The organism is Marinobacter sp. SS8-8, assembly GCF_030540945.1.
Classification (GTDB): Bacteria; Pseudomonadota; Gammaproteobacteria; order Pseudomonadales; family Oleiphilaceae; genus Marinobacter.
In genome coordinates, this window is sequence record NZ_JASSVN010000006.1 from 159,645 (window position 1) to 180,564 (window position 20,920).

Consider the following 20,920-nt stretch of genomic DNA (forward strand, 5'->3'; position numbering starts at 1 on the left):
ATGTGTTACCTTGGGTAGCCGGTAATGTCCCGTATTTTCCGGTACAGCGGCTGCAATTGGGGATACATCTTCAGGTACACCTCGGAATAGAGCCGCTGGTAGAGAGCCCGGGTTTCTTCGTTGGGATGGAATACGTCCCCGACCCGGGTCATTTCGGCGACGGCTGTCTCGAAATCCGGATGAAGGCCGAGCCCCACGGCGGCGTCGATGGCAGCTCCCAGCCCGGAGGTCTCATAGGTGTGCGGTCTTTCGGCCGGGAGTCCGAACACATCGGCGGTCAGTTGCATGGCGGCGTCGCTCTGGGAGCCTCCACCGGCGACCCGGAGTTTTCGGATCTTCACGCCACTGCGCTTTTCGATTTTTTCTTTACCCTCACGCAGTGCATAGGCCAGCCCTTCAAGAATGGCACGGTAAATATGCGAGCGGGTGTGAACATCTCCGAATCCGATGATGGAGCCCTTCGCTTCCGGCCCGGGCTGGCGTACCCCTGGTGACCAGTAGGGCTGCAGCATCAGGCCCATGGACCCTGGTGGAACGGCCTTGACCAGTTCATCAAACAGGGCTTCTGGCTCAACGCCCCGTTGTTCGGCGATTTTCCGCTCCCGCAGGCCGAATTCCCGTTTGAACCAGCTCACCATCCAGAAGCCCCGGTAAATCATCACCTCCGTGGAATAGTGGCCTGGCAGCGCTGAAGGATAGGGCGGCATCAACCTGATTGGCTCAACATACCGTTGGCTGGTGGTGTTGATGGTAGCGGTGGTGCCGTAGCTCATGCAGCCGATGTCCGGTGTCAGTCCGCCGGAGCCGAGAATCTCGCAGGCTTTGTCGGAGGCCGCGGCGATCACCGGCAGGCTTTTGCTCAGGCCCAGGTGCTGACTGGCTTCGCAGGTCAGGTAGCCGAGGGGTTGCCCCGGCGGCGCCAGCTCCGGAAGCATGGCGGGTTCGACCGGCATGGTCTGCCATTTAAAATCCCTGGGGCCGGCCCAGCGGTGTTTTTTGTAATCGAAGGGCAGGTAGCCCACCTGGCTGCCGGTCGAATCCTTGAACTCCCCCGTGAGTCGGTAATTGAGATAGCCGGATAGCAGGAGGAAATGCCGGGTTTTGGCCCAGATCTCGGGTTCGTTCTGGACAATCCAGTTGGCCTGGGTTTTCTCGCGGAACCGATGGATGGTGTCTTCAAGACGGGCCAGTTTGAACAGCCAGCCCCAGGGGCCTTTGACGGGGCCATCAACCCGTGCATGGCGCTGATCCAGCCAGATGATTGCCGGCCGCAGCGGTTGGCCGTTCCCATCCAGATTGATCACGGTTCCCCGTTGAGTGGTCACGGTAACGCCGGCCACCTGGTCAGGCGTTACCGTGGTTGTCTGCCACAACAGTCTGCAGGCCTCACCGAGCTGCTCCCAGAAGTATTCCGGATGCTGCTCGGCCCAGCCGGGTTGCCTGGAAAAGTAGGGTTCGATCTCCTGCTTGCCTTTACCAACCAGGTTGCCTTTGGTGTCAAAGAGCAGGGCACGGATGCTCTGGGTGCCATTGTCGATGGCCAGAATCAGGGGGTTAGCTGGCATTGGGCGATTCCTTCCGGGGCAGGGAATAGGCGCTCCGGTAAATACCGAAGTAGCGGGTCTCTTCTTCTGCCCAGTGCCTGTCATCCCAGCCCAGCGCTGCCTGACAGCGTCGTTTGATCGCCTGCAACAGCGCCTTGCCACCCTCAGGCAGAATCAGGCCAAGTCGCGTTCTTCGCAGCAGCAGATCGTCCAGATGTCGAACATCTTCTGCCTCGCAGGCCCATAGCAGCTCTGCCCAGAGCAAATCCCAATGGTGGTCTGGCGCCACAGGCTCCATGGGGCCCGATGCAACCAGCTGATTCAGGTCGGGCCCGTAATATCCTTGCAGTCTCTGCCAGGTCTGATGCCTGACCTGTTCCGGCCGCACCCCTGTTGGCGCAGTCTGGAAAACCGCCAGGCTGTCCGGCCGCAGAAGGCTGCCTGCACGTTCCCCGAGACCCATTTTCAGGGCTTCCCGGGCAATCACACGGAACGTCGTCAGCTTGCCGCCGGCAATGCTGATGAGCCCCTGGTCTTGTCGAACCGAGTGTTCGCGGTTTTCCTTTGACGGTGCTTTACCCGTGCCATCGGTGACCACAGGCCGCACTCCGGCCCAGGTTGAGAGTATGTTGGATCGGGAGATGGGAATGCCCGGGAACAGGCGAGACGCGATCTGAAGCAGGTACTCGGTTTCCGCCTCTGAAATGACGGGCTCCTGATCCAGGCAGCCTTCATGGTCCAGGTCGGTGGTGCCCAGAACGGTTGTACCTTGCCAGGGAAAGGCAAACACCGGGCGACGGTCCTGCGGATGAAACAGCGATACCGAGCAGGACACTGGCAAGCACGACCAGGGCAGTACCAGATGGCTGCCGCGAAGGGGGCGGATGGTCATGGCCTTGGTGGCGTTCCCGCCGGTCTGGAGTCTATCAGCCCAGGCGCCCGTTGCGTTGATCACCAGAGCGGTGGATACCTCTATCGGAGTGTCTTCCTCCTCTGGCTGAATAACCAGCCCGGACACTTTGCCCTGGCTACGCTTTATTTCTTGGGCACGTGTGTAGTTCAGACAGATGGCACCGTCCCTGCGGGCCTCTGCAATCAGCCGTTGTACCAGCCTGGAATCGTCGGTAACGGCGTCGGTGAAGCCGCTGGCCCCTGCCAGATTTTCGGTAGTTAGTCCGGGAACCCACAGCGCCGATTGGGCCGGGCTCAGAAAGTGCCGGCTTGGAGAGTGAGCGATGAAGTCGTAAGCCCTGAGCAGCAGTTGAAACAGGCGAGGCCCGGGAAACTGGCCTTTGAAGTGAGGCATGATGAATCGCAGCGGGCCGATAAGCCCCGGTGCTTCCGCCATCAATCGTTCCCGTTCACGGACGGCGTCCCGGGTCAGACCATAGTGCCCGCTGCCCAGGTACCTCAGCCCTCCGTGAACCATCTTTGAGGAACGGCTGGACGTGCCCCAGGAAAAGTCCTTCTGTTCAACCAGAAGGGTGCGCAGGCCGCTGCCCGCCGCTTCTCTGGCAACGCCGGCCCCGGTGATGCCGCCGCCAATCACAACCACATCGAACCCGGCGTTGTCGGTTGTCAGTGCTTTAAGAGTCTCAGCCCGCGTCATCGTTCATCTCACTCCACCAGGGTCTTCGGATTAAGAAGGGCGTCCGGGTCAAAGCTGTGGCACAGGGAACGGATCGCCAGCATGCCCAGCTCGCCTTTCTCCACTGGCAGGTAGGGCGCATGGTCTTTGCCAACACCATGCTGATGGCTGATGGTGCCCCGGTTATTCACAATCAGTTCGGAGGTGCTTGTCTTGAGCCTTCGCCAGCGAGCGAGGGTTTCCTCGTAACTGTCGCCTACCCGGAAGACGTACGTGGTGTAGATGCTGCAGCCCTGACCGTAGAAATGGGACAGGTGGGTAAACACGTGGGTGTTTTCCTGTTTATCCGCCAGCCCTTCCCGAAGGTTGGTCTCGATAAGCCCCAGCAGGTTATCGACATTGTCCCAGTCGGTTGCGGTTTCCAGTGTGTCGACGGCATAGCCCATCTGCCAGAGCGCCTCCCGGAGGTAGGGCATGGTAAACCGTTTGGCGGCCCACTTATCACCAAGCCGGGTACCGGTGTAGACCCCTTTGTGGGCTTTGCAGAGACTGCGGGCCTCCTGCAGGGCATTCCGGCATTGGCGTCGGCTTCCGGTGACTCCGAATGTCATCATGCATTTTCCCGTTCCTGCGCCGCGGAGCGACAGGAAGCGCTCCAGCGTGCCGATCAGCCGGGGGTGACCGGCAAGGGCGAGTTGCGTTTCGGTCTCGACGGCGTTACTGAGGCGCAGCATGGACAGCTGGGTTCGGTTCTGGACCAGCAGTCTGCTTGCGGTGCGGGCATTCTCCCAGTCCGGAAAAAAGACAACGTGGAAGCTCTCGTGTTCAGGTAGCCGGGTTACCCGCACCTTAACCTCGGTAATGAGACCGATCCGACCCTCGGAGCCCAATACCATCTCGCGGATATCCGGGCCGGCACTCGAGGCCGGGAGAGTGGGCAGGGCAAGGGTGCCTTGCAGCGTCTCAATTCGGCCACCGGCAAAGAGTTGCTCAATCCGGCCATAGCGCAGGGACTGCTGACCACTGGAGCGGGAAGCCACCCAGCCCCCGATGGTGGACAGTTCAAAGGACTGCGGAAAATGGCCAAGGGTATAGCCGTGGGCCCGAAGCTGGGATTCCACAAGTGGACCGGGGGTACCTGCTCCAAAGGTGGCAATCTGGCTGTCCGGGTCCAGATCCAGCAGGCGGTTCATTCTGCCCATATCCACGGTGAGCACGGGCTTGCCGTTGTCAACCGGATTGATATGCCCGGCTACGCTGGTGCCGCCGCCGTAGGGAATCAGGTTGATCTGTTGCTGCTCCGCCCAGGCAAGCAGTTTCCGGACATCTTCGTTTGATACCGGAAAGGCGACGCCATCAGGGTATACGCCAAAATCGCCGCTGCGCATGGCAAGCCAGTCAGCAAGGCTTTGGCCCCGGGCGTGCCGAACCCGCGTTTCGGGTGAGGTATCGATCAGGGTCTCCAGGTCAAGACCGGGACGCAGTCGGGTTTCCGGCACCCTGGCACAAGCCGATTCCAGGGTTGTGTCGGCCAGCGGACGGCCGTTCCCGATCCTGCTGGCCAGAAAGTCCTGGCCCTGTTCCGGCATTGCCAGATTGAACGTCTCATCGCCCCAGCCGTTCCAGCGTCGCATCTTTCTCTTCCTCCCGGATTTAAAACGAATGTGAGCGCATTCTATAGGGTTTGCGCCGGGCGCCGTTGTCGGTTGGCGCCAGGGACGCTGTCATTTGCCGCCAGCGGAGCTCAAAGGCAGTCATGGCAGAAACCGGGCCTCAGTTATTGTTCCGGAGACGCTCCCTGAGTTGCTCAAGGCGCCGGCGGATTTCCTCCCGACGCTGCTCATCGCTGGTGGCGGTGGCGGGCGTTGTTGAGGGCGAGGAAGACACGATGGGCTGGGTTGAGGCGGCTGGCTCGTTCTCCTGATCAGCGGTGAAGGACATGCCGCTGCGATCTTCGGATTCCGGGAAATAGAGGTTCTCAAGTTTTCCGGAGCGCTCGATGATCACCCGCTTCGGGTGCACCGAACGCAAGGTTGCGTTGCCTGGCAGCTCGTCACCCACCAGGTAGGCTTCGGTTTTGCTCTTGTCGTCTTCGATCAGTGCGCTGCCGGGAAACTCACCATCGGCGGCCAGAACGCCCCGAAGGAACAGCCTGAGATTGGTTTCAGGCAGGTTCTCGGTATCCACCTCCGTCGGCGCGCTTTGTTGGGAAGCGGCCCCGAACAGATCCAGGGACGACAGGTTGACGCCGGGCGGCTCCCGGGCAGCCGACTCGGAGACCAGTGGCTGCACCGTGGCATAATCACCTTGCCGGCTTTCCATCTGCCAGAAACGGTAACCCTGCCAGGTCGTCAAGGCTACCATGGCGGCCCCTGCCAGAAGCGCGAGAATCCCGGGGAGCCGTTCATTGTTTAGGAGCATTGATTATCCTGAATGCGAGTTTGTGGGCCGCGAAAAGGCCCACAGGTTATCAGACTGCAGCGTTTTATTGGCAGTATAGTGCATAGAGTTATTCAGCGGGTCCATATCCTGTGGTAGCCTTTCTGAATTGATTGAATCGAAAAGGGTTTCACGAACGAGGACGACCTTGACCACAGACACTGAACTTCACCCTCAGGATGCTCCGCTGGGCCGTCTTCCCTTTACCTTTGCCAAGCGCAATGGCGTCATCCTGACCCGTTCGGAGGCCGGCGAGCCGGTGATCCTGGTCCGGCCCGGGGCGTCCCATTCGGCGCTGGCGGAAGCGAATCGTATCAGTGGCGGTCGCGCCCGCTTTGCCACGATCAGTCCGGACCGGTTTGACCAGGCCCTGAATTCCGCCTACCAGAACGATTCCGCCGAAGCCATGCAGATGGTGGAGGGCATTGGCGACGACATGGATCTGGCGTCACTGGCCGATTCCGTGCCCGAAACCGAGGATTTGCTGGAACAGGAAGACGACGCGCCAATCATCCGCCTGATCAACGCCATCCTGACCGAAGCGGTGAAAACCAGTGCCTCGGACGTTCATATAGAAACCTATGAAAAGCGGCTGGTGGTTCGTTTCCGGGTGGATGGTGTGTTGCGGGAAGTGGTCGAACCCAAGCGGGCGCTGGCACCTCTGCTGGTGTCCCGGATCAAGGTCATGGCGAAGCTGGATATTGCCGAGAAACGGGTGCCCCAGGATGGCCGGATTGCCCTGCGGGTAGCCGGCCGCGAAGTCGATATCCGGGTGTCCACCATGCCGTCGTCCAGCGGCGAACGTGTGGTTCTGCGTTTGTTGGACAAACAGGCTGGCGCCATTCGCCTGGAATCCCTGGGCATGGCGGGGCGGGACCTGAAAGTCCTCCGCAAGCTGATTTACCGGCCCTACGGGATCTTGCTGGTCACCGGCCCGACCGGTTCCGGTAAATCCACCACGCTTTATGCCTCCCTGCAGGAAATCAATGATCGCAGTCGCAACATCCTGACGGTTGAGGACCCCATCGAATACAACCTGCCGGGTATTGGCCAGACCCAGGTCAATGTCAAGGTCGATATGACCTTCGCCCGGGGACTTCGGGCCATTCTGCGCCAGGATCCGGATGTGGTGATGATCGGGGAAATCCGGGATCTGGAGACAGCTGAAATCGCGGTGCAGGCGAGTTTGACAGGCCACCTGGTACTTTCCACGTTGCACACCAATACCGCTGTTGGTGCCATCACCCGGCTTATGGACATGGGTATCGAGCCGTTCCTGATTTCCTCGTCTCTGGTGGGCATAGTCGCCCAGCGGCTGGTGCGGGTGCTCTGTAAGGAATGCCGGGAGCCCTACACGCCCACCGAGGAGCACTGCGTATTCCTGCAGCAGGACCCCGCCAATCCGCCCACGATCTATCGGGCAACGGGTTGCAGCCACTGCAACCAGCTTGGGTATCGGGGGCGTATCGGTATCTATGAGGTGGTGGAAATCTCTGAGGAAATCAGTTCGCTGATCCACAAACGGGCCGGAGAGCTGGACCTGGAGCGGGTTGCCCGCCAGCACGGCCCAAGTATTCACGCCGACGGCGTGCAGAAAATACTGGACGGTGCAACCACCGTGGAAGAAGTGCTCCGCGTTACACACCGGGGTCAGTAACCTATGCCGGCGTACGAATATAAGGCGCTGGATGCCCGTGGCAAGCAGAAGCAGGGCGTGGTTGAGGCCGATGCCCCAAGGGCGGTGCGCCAGCAACTGCGTGAACGCGGCCTGACACCGCTGGCGGTGGAGCCGGCAGCAGAGAAACAGGCCCGCAGCAATCCTCTGAGCAGCCGGGGCTCCCTGGCCGCGGCGGATCTTGCCCTGGTTACCCGGCAGTTGGCGACCCTCATTCAGTCCGGCATTCCCATCGAGCAGGCGCTCTCGGCCGCGGCACAGCAGTCTCCGAAACCCAGAATACGCAGCATGCTGATTGCTATTCGCGCCAAGGTCATGGAGGGCTACACGCTGGCCGATAGCCTGGGGGAGTTTCCACGGGCGTTTCCGAGGCTGTACCGGTCCACCGTTGCCGCAGGGGAGCATGCCGGCCATCTCGATCTGGTGCTGAACCGGCTGGCGGATTACACCGAAAGCCGGCAGGAAGCCCGCCAGAAAATTCAGTTGGCGGCCATCTATCCCATCATTCTGAGTATTGTCGCCATTGCCATCGTGGTGTTCCTGCTCACCTACGTGGTGCCCGACATTATTGAGGTGTTCCTGAAACAGGGGCAGGAACTGCCAACGCTCACCATGGCGATGCTGGCGGTGTCGGAATTTCTGGCGGATTACGGTGTCTATCTGTTTATCTTGCTGGTCGCCGCGTTGATGATGTTCCGGTTTTTTCTGACCAAGCCAGGTTTCCGGCTTTGGTTTCACAAGCGGTTGCTACATCTGCCATTGCTCTCCGGGATGGTGCGTGGGGTGAATACCGCTCGATATGCCAGTACCCTCAGCATTCTGACCACCAGTGGTGTGCCTCTGGTGGAAGCCATGCGTATTGCCGGTGAGGTCCTCTCCAACGACTTTCTGAGGCAGGAATTGCGGGACGCCGCCAGAAAAGTCAGTGAAGGGGGTTCCCTGCACCGTTCTCTGGACCAGACCGGATATTTCCCGCCGATGATGCTGCACATGATCGCCAGTGGGGAAGCCAGTGGCGAACTTGACAGCATGCTGGAGCGGACAGCGCGCATGCAGGAAAGCACCCTGCAATCCAGGATCGCCGCCATTGTCGGGTTGTTCGAGCCGATGATGCTGCTGGTGATGGGCGTGGTGGTGCTGATCATCGTTCTGGCCATCATGCTGCCAATTCTGAATATGAGTAACCTTGTGGGATGAAACCCGCGCCGGATTGTCAGGAGACGAATCCGAACCGAAAGCAATCCATGCCAATGACGAGTGAGACAATGACGATCAAGAACCTGAATACACACAATCGCAGCCGGGGCTTTACCCTGATCGAAATCATGGTGGTTATGGTCATTCTGGGCCTGCTGGTGGCCATCGTGGCACCAAACATCATGGGCCGGAGCGATCAGGCGAAAGTCACTGTGGCGGAAACCCAGTTGAGCAACATTGCCAACGCGCTGGATCTCTATCGCCTGGACAACAGCCATTACCCGTCCACCCAGCAGGGTCTCGAAGCGCTGGTCTCGAAGCCCAGCGGCAGCCCGGAACCCAGGAACTGGAACCCGGATGGCTACCTGAAGAACGTGCCGGAAGATCCCTGGGGATCGGAATACCAGTACGTAAGCCCGGGCACCGAGGGCCCTTATGATCTCTATTCCTACGGTTCCGACGGCCAGGAAGGCGGTGACGGCGACGCTGCCGATATCAGTGTCTGGAACACCAAGGGCTGAACCATTGTGCAGCCCAGAGCCCCGCATACCGGCTTTACCCTGATTGAAATACTGGTGGTCCTGGTGGTTGTGGGGCTGCTGGCGTCACTCGCCGTATTTACCATGGGCGGCAGCTCCCGGCAGCGTGAGCTGGAGGACGAGGTCAGGGAACTGTATCTGCTGATGCAGACGGCCTCCGAACAGGCGGTACTCAATAATCTGGAACTGGGGCTCAGGCTTGAGCAAGACAGCTACCAGTTCCTGGCGTTCCGGGACCAGACCGGGGACTGGAAGGCCTCCGGCGAGCGACTGTTCCGGGCCCGAAGCCTTCCGGAGTGGCTGACCGTTACCGAATTCATTGAGAGCGGCGCGCCGAGACTGGTCTCATCAAAGGATACCCTGCTCCCGGACGTGGTGTTTTTCTCCAGTGGCGAGACGACGCCGTTCGAGCTGGAGTTCACCATTGGCAACGGCTCTGACACCCTGCACGTGCTGGCCTCTGATGGTGTGTCGCCCATGAGGTGGCGCAAACCGGGCGATGACGGGAGCGGCGGGTGAAAACGCAGACAGGTTTCACGCTTATTGAAGTGCTCATTGCCCTGTTGGTTTTCGGCCTGATTGCGACCGCCGCAGCCGAAGTGGGCAGCCAGTACATTTCCAGCTATGAACGGGTGCGTGACAAAACCCTGGCGAGCTGGCTGGCGGATAACCGGATCAACGAAGTCCGCCTGCAGGAAAACCTTCCGGGAATCTCCGAGAACTCCGAGGATACCGACTTCGGGCCATATCGCTGGCGGGTGACGACAGCAATACTGGCCACCGCCGAGGCGAAAATGCGCCGGGTTGAAGTCACGGTCGCCCGTTACCGTGAGGATGGTGCGGCACCGGTTCCGGTTCATACCCTGTCGGCTTTTGTAGGCGCACAATGATGGCCGTGTCCCGACAGTCCTGTAAAAACCCGCAAATTGGCTTCACCCTGCTTGAGGTGTTGATTGCGGTGACCATCACGGCTGTTATCGGTCTCGGAGTGTGGCAGGTCATCAACGGGGTGGTGAATTCCCGCGACCGGGTCAATGAGCTGGCTGAACAGTTCGACGGTCTGCAGCGGGCCATGCTGCTGCTGGAGCGCGATGTTATGCAACTGGTCAACAGGCCGGCCCGGGACATTTACGGCGACTTCCTGCCTGCGCTTTCCAGCCGTCAGGATGATTTCTCCCTGTTGCTGACCCGCCAGGGGTGGCGCAACCCCCTTGGCATCCGCCGCAGTGGCTTGCAACGCGTTGGCTGGGAATACACCGGCAGCGAATTGCGGCGCCGGTACTGGCCGATGGTGGATCAGGGCCAGGAAGATGACAGTCGCGATGTGCTGCTTCTGGAGGGTGTCAAACGTCTGGAAGTGCGGTTTCTGGATTGGAACCGCCGCTGGCAGCCGCAATGGCCGACGGATGAGGTTATGGCCGGCTTGACACCCGGTAGCCGGCCGGATGCCCCGTTGCCACTGGGTATGGAGGTGACCCTGGAGCATGAGCGCTTCGGAACGCTGGTCAGAACCTTTGCCTTGCCGGATTTTGATCCGGCCATTGCCCAGGGTGCCGTTAACCAGGCCAACCAGGCTGCCAGCAAGACCGAAGAGAATGGCACCGAGGAACAGCCGGGTGAAAACACCGGCGTGCCGGGGCAGGGAGGCTAGGCCGCTATGGCGCGTATTCCGGCGTTACCTGACCGCCAGTGTGGCGTGGCTTTAATCATGGTGCTACTGGCCATGGCGCTGGTGGTCATGCTTGCCTCGGGCATGACCCAGCAGCAGAGCCTCCGGGTATTCAGGGCGGGCCACTATCTGGCCCAGCAGCAGGGCCAGAGTATCGCGCTCGGTGCGGAGGTCTTTGCCCGTCAGATCCTGCGGAGGGATTTTAATGAGGACAAGGAAAAAAACCTGATGGTCGACAGTCTGGACGAGTTCTGGGCCGCCAATGCGGCGGTATTGCCGCTGGATAACAATGGCGTGGCTGAGGTCCAGATTGACGACCTTGGTGGCCGGCTGAATCTGAACGACCTGGCAGACAGCACTGGCAAGGTGGATCCCGTGGCCCGGGAGCGTTTTGTTCGGCTCTTTGCAGCACTTGGCATAACCGCCGTTTCCGTGGATTCACTGGTGGACTGGATCGACGCGGATGACCAGACAGTCACCGCCTATGGCGCCGAGGATGGCCAGTACCTGATGGCGAATCCGGGATACCGGGCCGGCAACCAGCCGTTTACCACCGTTACCGAGCTGCGCCTGATCGAGGGCATGACCAAAGGGATTTATCAGGCCCTGCGGCCCCACGTGGCGGCCCTGCCGGTCAACGGATCGGGAATTAATGTGAATACTGCCACCGCCATGGTGATTCGCTCGCTGCATGAAGATCTGACGGACGCCCAGGCCGCATCTATTCTTGCACGGCGGAAAGAGGAACGGTTCGAGAACCTTCAGGATTTTCTAGCCCTGCAAGAGTTCGCCGGCCTCGGGCTGAAGTCGGTTGGCCTGGGGCTGCAGACGCGGTTTTTTGAAGTTGCCTCACGGATTACCTACGATAACCGTGTTGTGAATATGGTCAGCACCGTGTTCCGGACTCCGGAAGGCGAAGTCCAGACGGTCCACAGGGATATCGGGCAGAAGAACCGAATTACCAAAGAGCCTTTTACCATTTCAGAAGGATAATCATGTCTTATCGCCTTTACGTCCGCCCGATACCGCCGTTTGCGGACGCTGACCAGGATCCCGGTGCCCAGATGTTCAACTGGGTGCTGCACGACGCCAGTGGTGATACCCAGGCCCGTGGCATCGGAGACAGTCGCGATACCATTGAGCAGACCCTGGGCCAGAACGCCCTGGATAACGTTCTGTTGATCGGCCTTATTCCCGGCGAGGAAGCGATATACTGCCTGGCCGATATTCCCGCAAAGCAAAGCCGGTTTATCAACCAGGCATTACCCTATGCTGTTGAGGAACAGATCGCCCAGGACATTGATTCCGTGCACCTGGCACTTGGGGGGCATACCGAACAGGGCTACCGCGTAGCAGCCATAGACCGGGAACGAATGGCGCAGTGGGTGCACCTGTTCAGCGGCTGGGAGCACGTGCGCCTGGAGGCCATCTATCCGGACGCTTCGTTATTGCCGCGCACCGATGGAGGCTGGTCGGTCTGCCTTGACGGCGATATCGCGATGATGGTGAGTGAACGGGGCGAGTGGCTGAGCATGCAGTCTGCAAACCTCGGTATGTTTGCCCATACCCTTGCGGCACCCTCCGCTGAAGAGGTTGTGGCGGAAATACCGGTCACCCTCTATGGTACCGGCGATGAGTTCGACATCCAGCAATCGGCCATTGCCGAGTTGAGTGGCTCTGGGCGTCTTGCGGTGCGCAAGGAAGTCCTGGAACTCATGCCCCTTGAGTTGCTGGCCTACGCTCATCACCACCACCGGTGTGAGCCGGTGAATCTGTGCCAGGGCAGGTTTTCCTTGAAATCCGGCAAGGCAAGCCCGCTGAAGCCCTGGAAGCCGTTGATTGCGGTAGCGGCGGTCTGGTTTGTGATTCAGGTGGCGTTGAATGCCGGAATGGGATTTTATTACCAGAATCAGGCAGGAGAATTACAAAGCGAGGCCATGGCCATCTACCGCGACGCCTTCCCCAATGACCGTCGGACCCATGCCGGCAATGTCAGGCGCGTGATCGAAGGGCAACTGCGGGTTGCCGGTTCCAATGGACCGGAAGTGGACTTCATCACCCTGATGAAATACACCGGCCAACAATACGCGCGCCTGCCGGGTAGCCGGGCGGTGAACTTCAACTCGGTGAATTACAGCCGCTCGCGGGGTGAGCTGATCGTGGATGTGAGAGCGGATAGCTATGATCGCCTGAGCGCATTGCGAAACGGGTTGGCAAACCAGGGCCTTGAGGCGAAGATCGGCTCTGTTGTTAACGAAGCGAGCGGTGCACGTGGCCGCCTGACGGTTTCAGGAGGCTAACGGTATGTTTTCCAGAATCAAGGATCAGCCAGTGGTCGGCAAACTCATCGCGCAATACGACCAGTTGCCCCCGCGCGACCAGCAGGCTCTGGCGGTGCTCGCAATCGCGGTGTTTCTGGGCATTCTTTACGTTGCCGTCTGGCGCCCGGTTGCGGGCTTTTACGAGCACTCAGTGGCTGCGCGGGACAATGCCGGCGAATTGCTGGCCTGGATGCAGGCGAACGAACAGACGATCCGGCGTCTGGGAAGTTCCGGCGCCAGTACCCCGGCGGCGACTGCGGACAAACCCGGGGATGGTCGTGCCCTGATGGCGCTGGTGACCCGTTCCGCCGGTGAGGCGGGCCTGTCGCTTCAGCGATTTGAGCCCAGTGGAGATGTCGCCATTCGGGTCTGGCTTGAGAACGCGCCTTTTGCAGAGGTGGCGGTTTGGCTGGAGTTGCTGAATGGCAATCATGGTGTGGTAATTGACCAGGCCGCCATGGACAGGGCAAGTGAACCGGGGCGGGTATCCGTTCGTTTAACACTGGCCATCTGATTCTGAAAACGGTTTCCGGGCCTCCTTACCCGTAACTGACGCAGGAGAGGACGCGATGAGTAACGGCAGCGACAACAAGAACACATCCGAACCAGCCATTGTTCGCCTGGACGAAACGGCGCGTAATGAAGCCAGGTCCATACTGTTCCACGCCTACCGGAATGAGCCGACATTCCAGTACCTGTTTGATCACCGGCGTCCCGGATATGCCCAACGGGTGCGGGCGACCATACGCGAACTGATTGATCTGTACTTCGAGCTCGGTCAGGATGCTATTGGCGTGATGGTGGACGATACGCTTGTTGCCGTTGCTTTCATCGGGAAACCTGAACTCCGGATGAACCTGGCTGAGCAGATCAGTTGGCGGATCCGCATGGTGCTGACGACCGGTTTCGCCTCTACTCGCCGGTACCTGGATTACCACGAGAAGATCGGTGACATGTTGCCTCAGCCACTGGCGCACCAACTGCCAATGATGGGCGTGAATCCCGAGTATCAGAATCGGGGTTACGGTCGTTTGTTGCTGAAAACGGTCGAAAAACTCTGCGCGGAAAACCCGCGGGGCAACGGACTGGTTCTGGTTACTGGCAACAGCCGCTACCTGCCATTTTACGAGTCGGAAGGTTTCCGAAGCCTGGGCAAGATCCAGCTCGGAGATTTTCAGGATCACGTTCTGTTCCGGGAAGTGCATCCGGAAAGCAAAACAGCCGCGCCAGGCCGTACCTGATTTTTAATTGTTAACGGGGGAAGCTGTGTCTGACCAGCAGGATTTTGATCTGATTGTTATCGGAGCCGGCTCCGGCGGTGTTCGACTTGCCCGTATGTCGGCGCAACGAGGCGCCCGCGTTGCCGTGGTGGAATCACGGTACCTGGGAGGCACCTGTGTCAACGTGGGGTGCGTACCCAAGAAGCTGTTTGTATACGGTGCCCACGTTCACGATGAGCTGGAAGACGCGGCTGGTTATGGCTGGCAGGTCCCGCTTGATGATGTCCGTTTTGACTGGCCCAGACTGGTCGCCAACAAGAACGCCGAGATTGAGCGCCTGAACGGCATTTACCGCCGGCTGCTTGAGAGTACCGGGGTTACGATTATCGAAGGCACTGCCACTCTGTCTGATGCTCATACGGTGGTGGTCGGCGACACGTCATATACGGCGAAACACATTACCGTGGCCACCGGCAGCTGGCCGGTGGTTCCGGACGTACCCGGTAAAGAGTGCATTCTTACCTCCAACGAGATGTTCTACCTGCCGCAACTGCCAAAACAGGCAGTCGTCTGGGGCGGTGGTTACATTGCCGTTGAGTTTGCCGGCATTCTGGCCGGGCTGGGTGTTGAGACCACGTTGTTGTATCGCGGCGATCTGTTCCTGCGAGGGTTTGATGGTGATGTCCGCCGGTTCACGGAAAACGAAATGCGCAAGAAGGGTGTCATCCTGAAGTATGGCGTCACGATTGAATCCGTTGACGCTGAAAATGCCCATTACCGGGTGCAGCTCAGTAACGGTGAAGTCATGGAAACCGGCCTGGTGATGGCCGCAACGGGCCGGCGGGCCCTGGTCGACGGGTTGGGGCTGACCGATCTGGGCGTCCAGCTGAGCGCGTCCGGGTATGTGGTTGTGGATGACCATTTCCAGACCGCCGTCCCCTCAATTACGGCACTCGGTGACGTGATTGGCACTCCGCAGCTCACGCCTGTGGCCCTGGCGCAAGGCATGGTGCTGTCCAGGCGACTGTTCGGTGACGGCCAGGGCGAAATGGATTATTCCGCCATACCCACCGCTGTGTTCTGCCAGCCCAGCATCGGTACGGTTGGCCTGACCGAGGAGGAGGCCCGCGAAGCAGGGCACCGCCTGCGGATTTATCGCTCTGAATTCCGGCCGATGAAATACACCCTCAGCGGACGGGATGAACGCAGCCTGATGAAACTGGTGGTGGACGATGAAAATGACAGGGTGTTGGGGGCCCATATGGTCGGGCCGGATGCCGGCGAGATAACCCAGGGCCTCGCCATTGCCATCAAGGCCGGTGCCACCAAGGCGCAGTTTGATTCCACGCTGGGTATTCATCCGACATCGGCGGAAGAGTTCGTCACCATGAGAGAGCCGGTGGCCTGAACCGGCCCTGAATCACCGAAAGGCGCCCGCACAAGGGCGCCAACCACCTCAAAGCTGTATCCAGCGGCCCAGTACTTCGCGCAGATTTTCCTTTCGGACCGGTTTGGCCAGGTAGTCATTCATTCCGCTGTCAAGGCAGCTTTTTTCCGTGCCTGGCAGCACATCCGCCGTCAGCGCAATGATGGGAGTGCCGGTCTGGCCGTTGCTCTGTTCCCATTCCCGGATATAACGCGTGGCTTCATAGCCATCCATAACAGGCATCTGGCAGTCCATCAGAATGATGTCATAGCCCGTGTGATTGGTGGTGACCTTCTCCAGGGCTTCCTCGCCATTGCTGGCGGAGTCCGTCTGGAAGCCCAACCGGCTGAGCATGGCGGTGGCCACGCGTTGGTTCACGGGATTGTCCTCCACCACCAGGGCGTGGCGGGTGCCGTTGATGGCTTCCCGTGGCGGTGGGCCGGAGGGGTCGGGCTGGCTGGTGGCGTTTGCCAGCTCAAAGGGCAGCTCGAACCGGAACGAGGAACCTTTGCCGAGGTCGGTGTCAACCTGAATGTGGCCGCCCATCAGTTCCACCAGGCATTGCACCAGGGACAGGCCCAGCCCGGTACCTCCGTGCAGCCGGGCGTTTCCGCTATCAAGTTGTTCAAAGGAATTAAAAATGTCGTGCAGGCGCTCCACCGGAATGCCGGACCCGGAGTCGCTGACTGAGCAGTTCAGGATGACGCAGTTGTCTTCAAGGCAGAAGCAGCCGGCCTGAATATTGATAAAGCCATCACTGGTAAACTTGATGGCATTGTCCACCAGCCCGGCGAGCACCTGCCGAAGGCGCGCGGCGTCACCGGTTACCAGTGGGGTCTCGGGCCAATCGCCGTAAAATGTGAGATTCAGAGCCAGCCCCTGTTGCTCGGCCACATGCCGGTAGGTGGCGGTGCAGTTCGAGATGAGTTGTCTGAGGTCAAACTTCTGGCTCTCCAGCTTGAGAGTTCCGCTGTCCATGCGGGAGTAATCGAGGATGTCGCCGATAACGGTCAGCAGATCGTCCATGGACTGGCGGGCCGTGGTGAGGTAGTCGCGCTGGCGGTTGCTGAGTGGTTCTTCCTGGACAAGGTCAATCATGCCCAGCACACCATTGAGTGGTGTACGTAGCTCATGGCTCATTGTTGCAAGAAACTCGGATTTCGCCTGATTTGCCGTTTCCGCCCTTTCACGAGCACTTTCAGACGCCGCCAGGGTCTGATCCCGGGCGGTCTGCAGGCCGGCCAGGTGGTTTGCGAGCTGATTCAGTTGTTCTTCAATTGCAACAACTTCCCGGGATGTCTGATGGGTATTCAACGGCCGTTCCTGGTAATCGCCAGCGGTCAGCTTGCTGATCCGGCCTGCCAGATCCCGGATCGGAGAGAGAATCGTGGTCAGGAAATGGTTGATGATCAGGATGGTGAACAAAAGCAACGCCACACCAACAGCAGTGGATGTCCAGAGGATGTCCTGGCGACGTTCCGCCAGGACATCCGTGCCGACACCGACCTGTACTGTTCCCAATCGCAGCGAGCCGGAACCAAAGCCATAGTCCGGTTCAAACCACTCCGCAGTGCGCTCAGACCCCAGTTCCAGAGGTTGCTGGAGAATTTCTGCCTCAAAAACCTGATAGCGTTCCGGGTTCTCCTGCGGATTCACCGGTCCTTGGGCAACGAAGCCAATCTGCTCGCCCAGAACATCCGATACCCGAATCCAGCCCGCCCTGCTGCGGCGCAGGGATTGCGAGAGAATCTGGTCCAGAGCCGGGGTATTGCCGGATACAACCGCGTACTCCAGAGCCGGAGCCAGACTGTCTGCCAGCATCTGGCTGCTGTCCGACAAGTCGCGGCGGGCATCCTCCAGCCGGGCCGATGTGAAAAACACCATAAGCACGAGGAACATGGTAACGGCGGGCAGAGCCCCAAGGAGCAACAGCTTGCGGGATAACGGGCGCTGCAGTGCGGGTGTATTACTCATCAGCCGCCTCCCCGTTGACGGTCAGTTGTCGATCCACCCGGGCAGCAATGTCCTCCCGGCTGGGCAATGGGATGTTCAGGGAACGCGCGACCTGTCTGTTGATTTCTACCCGGAACTGCTCCGGGTAAGAGGGCGGAGGGAACTCTCCTGTCTCAAAGTAGGTGTCCAGAAATTGGCTGGCCAACTGAACCATCTCGGGAAAGGGTGCATAACTGGATGCCAGTGAACCCGCTTTCACATAGGCCTGGGTTGGTCCGATGACAATCCGGTTGCGGCGGTAGGCGGTTAGCAGAATGTGTTTGATGGTCCTCGGGTTGTAAATTGCGCTGTCCGGCGCGGCGAGGAGGAAATCACCGTAGCCCAGGGCACGAACAAGTGTTGGAATCAGCTTGTCGCTGCTCTCGACCAGAAAAATTCTGGCCGACATGCCGTAGGCCGGCAGCTTATCAATCAGTGGTTCATAGAGTTCCACCGAGTCGGCGGTTGCCAGCAGGGCAATCCTGGTCGCATGGGGCAGGATTGCCTTTCCTGTCAGTGCCTGGCGGATCAGGGGGACATCGTAAAGAATGCCGGAAACCCGGCCCGGCGAGCGGTCGGCAAAGGCGTCCAGAAACGACCTGTCTACGAGCATGGCCAGTATTGGCACGTTCCGGTTGGCCTGTCGAATCCGTGAAAAGGCGGAGGGGCCAATAGTGATGACTGGCTCCTCCCCGATCATCGGAATCTGGTCATCGGTTATCGGGCGCAGGTTGACGCCTTCGCCCATTTGCGACTGAAGTAAGCCGGTCAAATGCTGGTCCAGGGCGCCATTGCCGGAGCCGGCGAGAAAGACGGTTCGCCCGGCGGCTTCCTCCTGGGCAAAAGCCGAGAGGCAAAATGCCCAGATCAGCAGGCCGAAGCAAAGCCGGAGCACCAGTCTTCGGACCGGCGCTCGGTTCCGCGTTTCAAAAAAACTGTTTGATGTGTGCCTCATACCGTCCAGGGTCAGATGCTGTCCATAATAGGTGCTCAGAAGCGAATCCCAGCCTCAACAAAGAACTGGTTGTGATCCTCAATCCGGTTGTCGGGGCTCATCCAGGCCTGAAGATCAAGATAATGCTGGATCGTCAAAGCCAGCAAATAGCTGTAGTCCGGCCCGTCAACGCGCCTGGCGAGGCGAAAATCCGCGCGCTCGAAGCGAGTCTCCCGGACTTCGTTAGTCCAGTAATAGGATACCGAAGACTGTAACTCGAATGGCAGCTCCTGTATCCAGGCAAGGCTACCCGAGTGACGGGCGGACAGCCGGGAAAGCAGGCCGACCACATATCTCTGGTCCTTGGGCGAGAGGGCGTCAGGATCACCGGTATAATACCCTTCCTGGTCCAGGTAAGCATAAGTGGCTCGCAGCATGGTGCCCGGGAATGTGAGTGAGGTCTCAAGTTCGACCCCTTCCTGCTTCATTGCAACGTTGTTAGCGATGAACCACTCTTCTTCGTTAATGACCCCGCTGATCATGTCCCGAAAATCATCGTTGAAATACCGGATCTCCGTGGACAGGATTGCCTGCTCCAGCCGGAACTGGCCAAAATAGCTGATTTCACGGGAGGTGATCCACTCCTCATCGAGATCTTCTCCATAGGTGGAGGTGCTGCTATCCACCAGATTCTCAACCAGCAGGCGGGTGCCCTCGAGCGCTTCGAAAGGGGGGCGCACATTGGCCGGCCGGTAGGACCAGTCGGGGGACTGTTCAAAAGCATCCGGTGTACGCACCGCCCGGGAGAAGACAAAACGCAGGGCGTGGTTATTATTCAAAATAAAATTGGATGCGATTCTTGGAGAAAAATAGCCCTCATCGGTCGTGGTGGTTCGTTCCCAGTTTCCGCCCGCATTGAGGGTCAGCCAATGGATCGGTGAGTATTCCAGGTTGGCGAACAGCCGGCTCTGATAAGTGCTGCCTTTGCCATTGAAGAAGGTTTCCGAGTCGTAGCCGTCGTTGCGGTAGCCCAGGCCAGACACCAGTTTCAGGCCTGGATTGAAGATGATGGTGTCCTGAAACTCGAATTCATGACGGGATTCCTCGATATCCTCATTCAGGTCTGCGATGAGCGGAGAGGTCTGGGAAGGGAGCGGCACTCCCGGAGGAAACAGGTCCGCCAAAAAATCCGGAGCAGTTGGCGGGGCCTCTCCCGGTTCCGGTAGTTCGGGGATTCTGACAGACCAGCGTTGACGGCGCTGCTGAACCTGGTGGCTGGCCTGGATGTGATAAAAGTGATTGGAGGAGGTGGCGCCATTGAACTGAACCTGCAGGTAGTAGTCATCGGCCATAATATCGGGGGATGTTGTTGCGCCGAACTTACCGGATCTGTCAGCATCCTCTTCGTTGATGCCATCTGTCACGCCGGCACGGACATCCACGGAGTGGCGGCTGTCGATGTTTATAATGCTGTCAAAGTTGAAGTTGTTGACATTGTTGCCATCGTGAAAAGGGGTTACTCCATCCCTGGTGGTGTCGAAACCATCTGATTTGCGCTTTTCGTAAGAAAGCCGCCAGCTACCGGCCTGGCTGGCGTCGCCGACGGAGGTAAAGGTCCTGACAAAGCCCCGGGAGCCTGCGGCTGCATACGCTTCCACGCCAGCGGTGTCCTGGGGTGAGCGCGTGATTATATTGATACTGCCCAGGAAGGCGTTGATACCATCCGCGGCGGAGTTAGGACCACGGCTCACCTCGATCCGTTCTATGTTTTCCAGGGCCACCGGCATGGTGATCCAGTCAACGTCTGCCAGGCTGACCCGATAAGCCGTGCGGCCATCGATCTGAACCTGCATCCGTCGTTGTTCGTACTGGGAAGTTCCGTGATAGGCGGCGACCGGGTTGTTGCTGCCATAGGCACCAACGACCATGCCAGGAACCAGCCGGAAGGCTTCAACCAGATTCATGATGCCCAGGTCGCGAATCATGTCGCCGGTGAGGACGGTGGTTGTGCCGGGCACCCGAAGTTTTGACTGTCGTAATCGTGTTGTTGTCAGAACCTCGGGTATCTCGGTTTGCACGCCCTCAAGGGCGAGCAGGCCGGGCATGAGATCAGATGTGGAGGATTGGCCGAATCCTGTCGAAGGCAACAACGCACTGGCAATCACAGTGGTGCTGAAGCAGGTCAGGAAAAGGCGGCCCTTTTTGACTCCTGCCGTTTTTGTCGCTTGGTGCATGGTTGACGTTCTATAATCTGCCGATAAATAAGGTTGGTACGATTTTATAGTGGTTAGTACCTATCGTAGGTTAGTGCCTATCGTAGGGCACTGCGGTCTTTTTGTCTCTCTAAAATGTAATGAATGCCAGAGCCGGGAGTTA

General features: G+C 59.2%; 18 protein-coding genes. 11 read left to right on the forward strand and 7 right to left on the reverse strand.

The window, feature by feature from the left end:
• Window positions 1–5: 5 nt before the first annotated feature.
• From QPL96_RS08605 to QPL96_RS08620, 4 genes are all read right to left on the reverse strand, one after another.
• A complete protein-coding gene (locus tag QPL96_RS08605; protein ID WP_303286978.1) occupies window positions 6–1,565 on the reverse strand; it encodes an FGGY-family carbohydrate kinase in 1,560 nt (519 codons plus the stop codon).
• A complete protein-coding gene (locus QPL96_RS08610; protein ID WP_303286979.1) occupies window positions 1,555–3,153 on the reverse strand; it encodes a glycerol-3-phosphate dehydrogenase/oxidase in 1,599 nt (532 codons plus the stop codon). The genes QPL96_RS08605 and QPL96_RS08610 overlap by 11 nt, the downstream gene beginning before the upstream one ends.
• An 8-nt stretch (window positions 3,154–3,161) precedes the next feature.
• Window positions 3,162–4,766: an FAD-binding oxidoreductase gene (locus tag QPL96_RS08615; RefSeq protein ID WP_303286980.1), complete on the reverse strand. Its 1,605-nt coding sequence runs from the start codon at window positions 4,764–4,766 to the stop codon at window positions 3,162–3,164.
• A 139-nt stretch (window positions 4,767–4,905) separates the two neighbouring features.
• Complete coding sequence (locus QPL96_RS08620) at window positions 4,906–5,553, reverse strand: type II secretion system protein N (RefSeq protein WP_303286981.1); 648 nt, start codon at window positions 5,551–5,553, stop codon at window positions 4,906–4,908.
• A 166-nt stretch (window positions 5,554–5,719) separates the two neighbouring features.
• On the opposite strand from QPL96_RS08620, the gene gspE reads away from it, so the two are divergent.
• From gspE to gorA, 11 genes are all read left to right on the forward strand, one after another.
• Window positions 5,720–7,228: a type II secretion system ATPase GspE gene (gene gspE, locus QPL96_RS08625; protein ID WP_303286982.1), complete on the forward strand. Its 1,509-nt coding sequence runs from the start codon at window positions 5,720–5,722 to the stop codon at window positions 7,226–7,228.
• 3 nt (window positions 7,229–7,231) lie between these two features.
• Window positions 7,232–8,443 carry a type II secretion system inner membrane protein GspF gene (gene gspF / locus QPL96_RS08630; RefSeq protein ID WP_303286983.1) on the forward strand — a complete coding sequence of 404 codons (1,212 nt, stop codon included), beginning with the start codon at window positions 7,232–7,234 and terminating at the stop codon, window positions 8,441–8,443.
• 68 nt (window positions 8,444–8,511) lie between these two features.
• A complete protein-coding gene (gene gspG, locus QPL96_RS08635; protein WP_303286984.1) occupies window positions 8,512–8,964 on the forward strand; it encodes a type II secretion system major pseudopilin GspG in 453 nt (150 codons plus the stop codon).
• 6 nt (window positions 8,965–8,970) lie between these two features.
• Entirely contained in the window at window positions 8,971–9,501 is a 531-nt protein-coding gene (gspH, locus tag QPL96_RS08640) for a type II secretion system minor pseudopilin GspH (RefSeq protein WP_303286985.1), read from the forward strand.
• Window positions 9,498–9,872, forward strand: a complete 375-nt coding sequence (gspI, locus tag QPL96_RS08645) for a type II secretion system minor pseudopilin GspI (RefSeq protein ID WP_303286986.1) — start codon at window positions 9,498–9,500, stop codon at window positions 9,870–9,872. Before gspH ends, gspI begins: the two co-directional genes overlap by 4 nt.
• Window positions 9,872–10,633, forward strand: coding sequence for a type II secretion system minor pseudopilin GspJ (gspJ, locus tag QPL96_RS08650; RefSeq protein WP_303286987.1), 762 nt, complete (start codon window positions 9,872–9,874; stop codon window positions 10,631–10,633). The genes gspI and gspJ overlap by 1 nt, the downstream gene beginning before the upstream one ends.
• Window positions 10,634–10,639: 6 nt before the next feature.
• Window positions 10,640–11,644, forward strand: a complete 1,005-nt coding sequence (gene gspK / locus QPL96_RS08655) for a type II secretion system minor pseudopilin GspK (RefSeq protein ID WP_303286988.1) — start codon at window positions 10,640–10,642, stop codon at window positions 11,642–11,644.
• A 2-nt stretch (window positions 11,645–11,646) separates the two neighbouring features.
• Window positions 11,647–12,951 carry a type II secretion system protein GspL gene (gspL, locus tag QPL96_RS08660; protein ID WP_303286989.1) on the forward strand — a complete coding sequence of 435 codons (1,305 nt, stop codon included), beginning with the start codon at window positions 11,647–11,649 and terminating at the stop codon, window positions 12,949–12,951.
• Window positions 12,952–12,955: 4 nt separating this feature from the next.
• Window positions 12,956–13,486: a type II secretion system protein M gene (locus QPL96_RS08665; RefSeq protein WP_303286990.1), complete on the forward strand. Its 531-nt coding sequence runs from the start codon at window positions 12,956–12,958 to the stop codon at window positions 13,484–13,486.
• Window positions 13,487–13,541: 55 nt separating this feature from the next.
• Entirely contained in the window at window positions 13,542–14,213 is a 672-nt protein-coding gene (locus QPL96_RS08670; RefSeq protein WP_303286991.1) for a GNAT family N-acetyltransferase, read from the forward strand.
• Window positions 14,214–14,238: 25 nt separating this feature from the next.
• Window positions 14,239–15,600 carry a glutathione-disulfide reductase gene (gorA, locus tag QPL96_RS08675; RefSeq protein WP_303286992.1) on the forward strand — a complete coding sequence of 454 codons (1,362 nt, stop codon included), beginning with the start codon at window positions 14,239–14,241 and terminating at the stop codon, window positions 15,598–15,600.
• Between the two features lie 48 nt (window positions 15,601–15,648).
• On the opposite strand, the gene QPL96_RS08680 is transcribed toward gorA, so the two are convergent.
• From QPL96_RS08680 to QPL96_RS08690, 3 genes are all read right to left on the reverse strand, one after another.
• Entirely contained in the window at window positions 15,649–17,592 is a 1,944-nt protein-coding gene (locus QPL96_RS08680) for a response regulator (protein ID WP_303286993.1), read from the reverse strand.
• Complete coding sequence (locus tag QPL96_RS08685; RefSeq protein ID WP_303286994.1) at window positions 17,585–18,505, reverse strand: ABC transporter substrate-binding protein; 921 nt, start codon at window positions 18,503–18,505, stop codon at window positions 17,585–17,587. Before QPL96_RS08685 ends, QPL96_RS08680 begins: the two co-directional genes overlap by 8 nt.
• Before the next feature lie 95 nt (window positions 18,506–18,600).
• Entirely contained in the window at window positions 18,601–20,778 is a 2,178-nt protein-coding gene (locus QPL96_RS08690; protein ID WP_303286995.1) for a TonB-dependent siderophore receptor, read from the reverse strand.
• Window positions 20,779–20,920 lie beyond the last annotated feature (142 nt).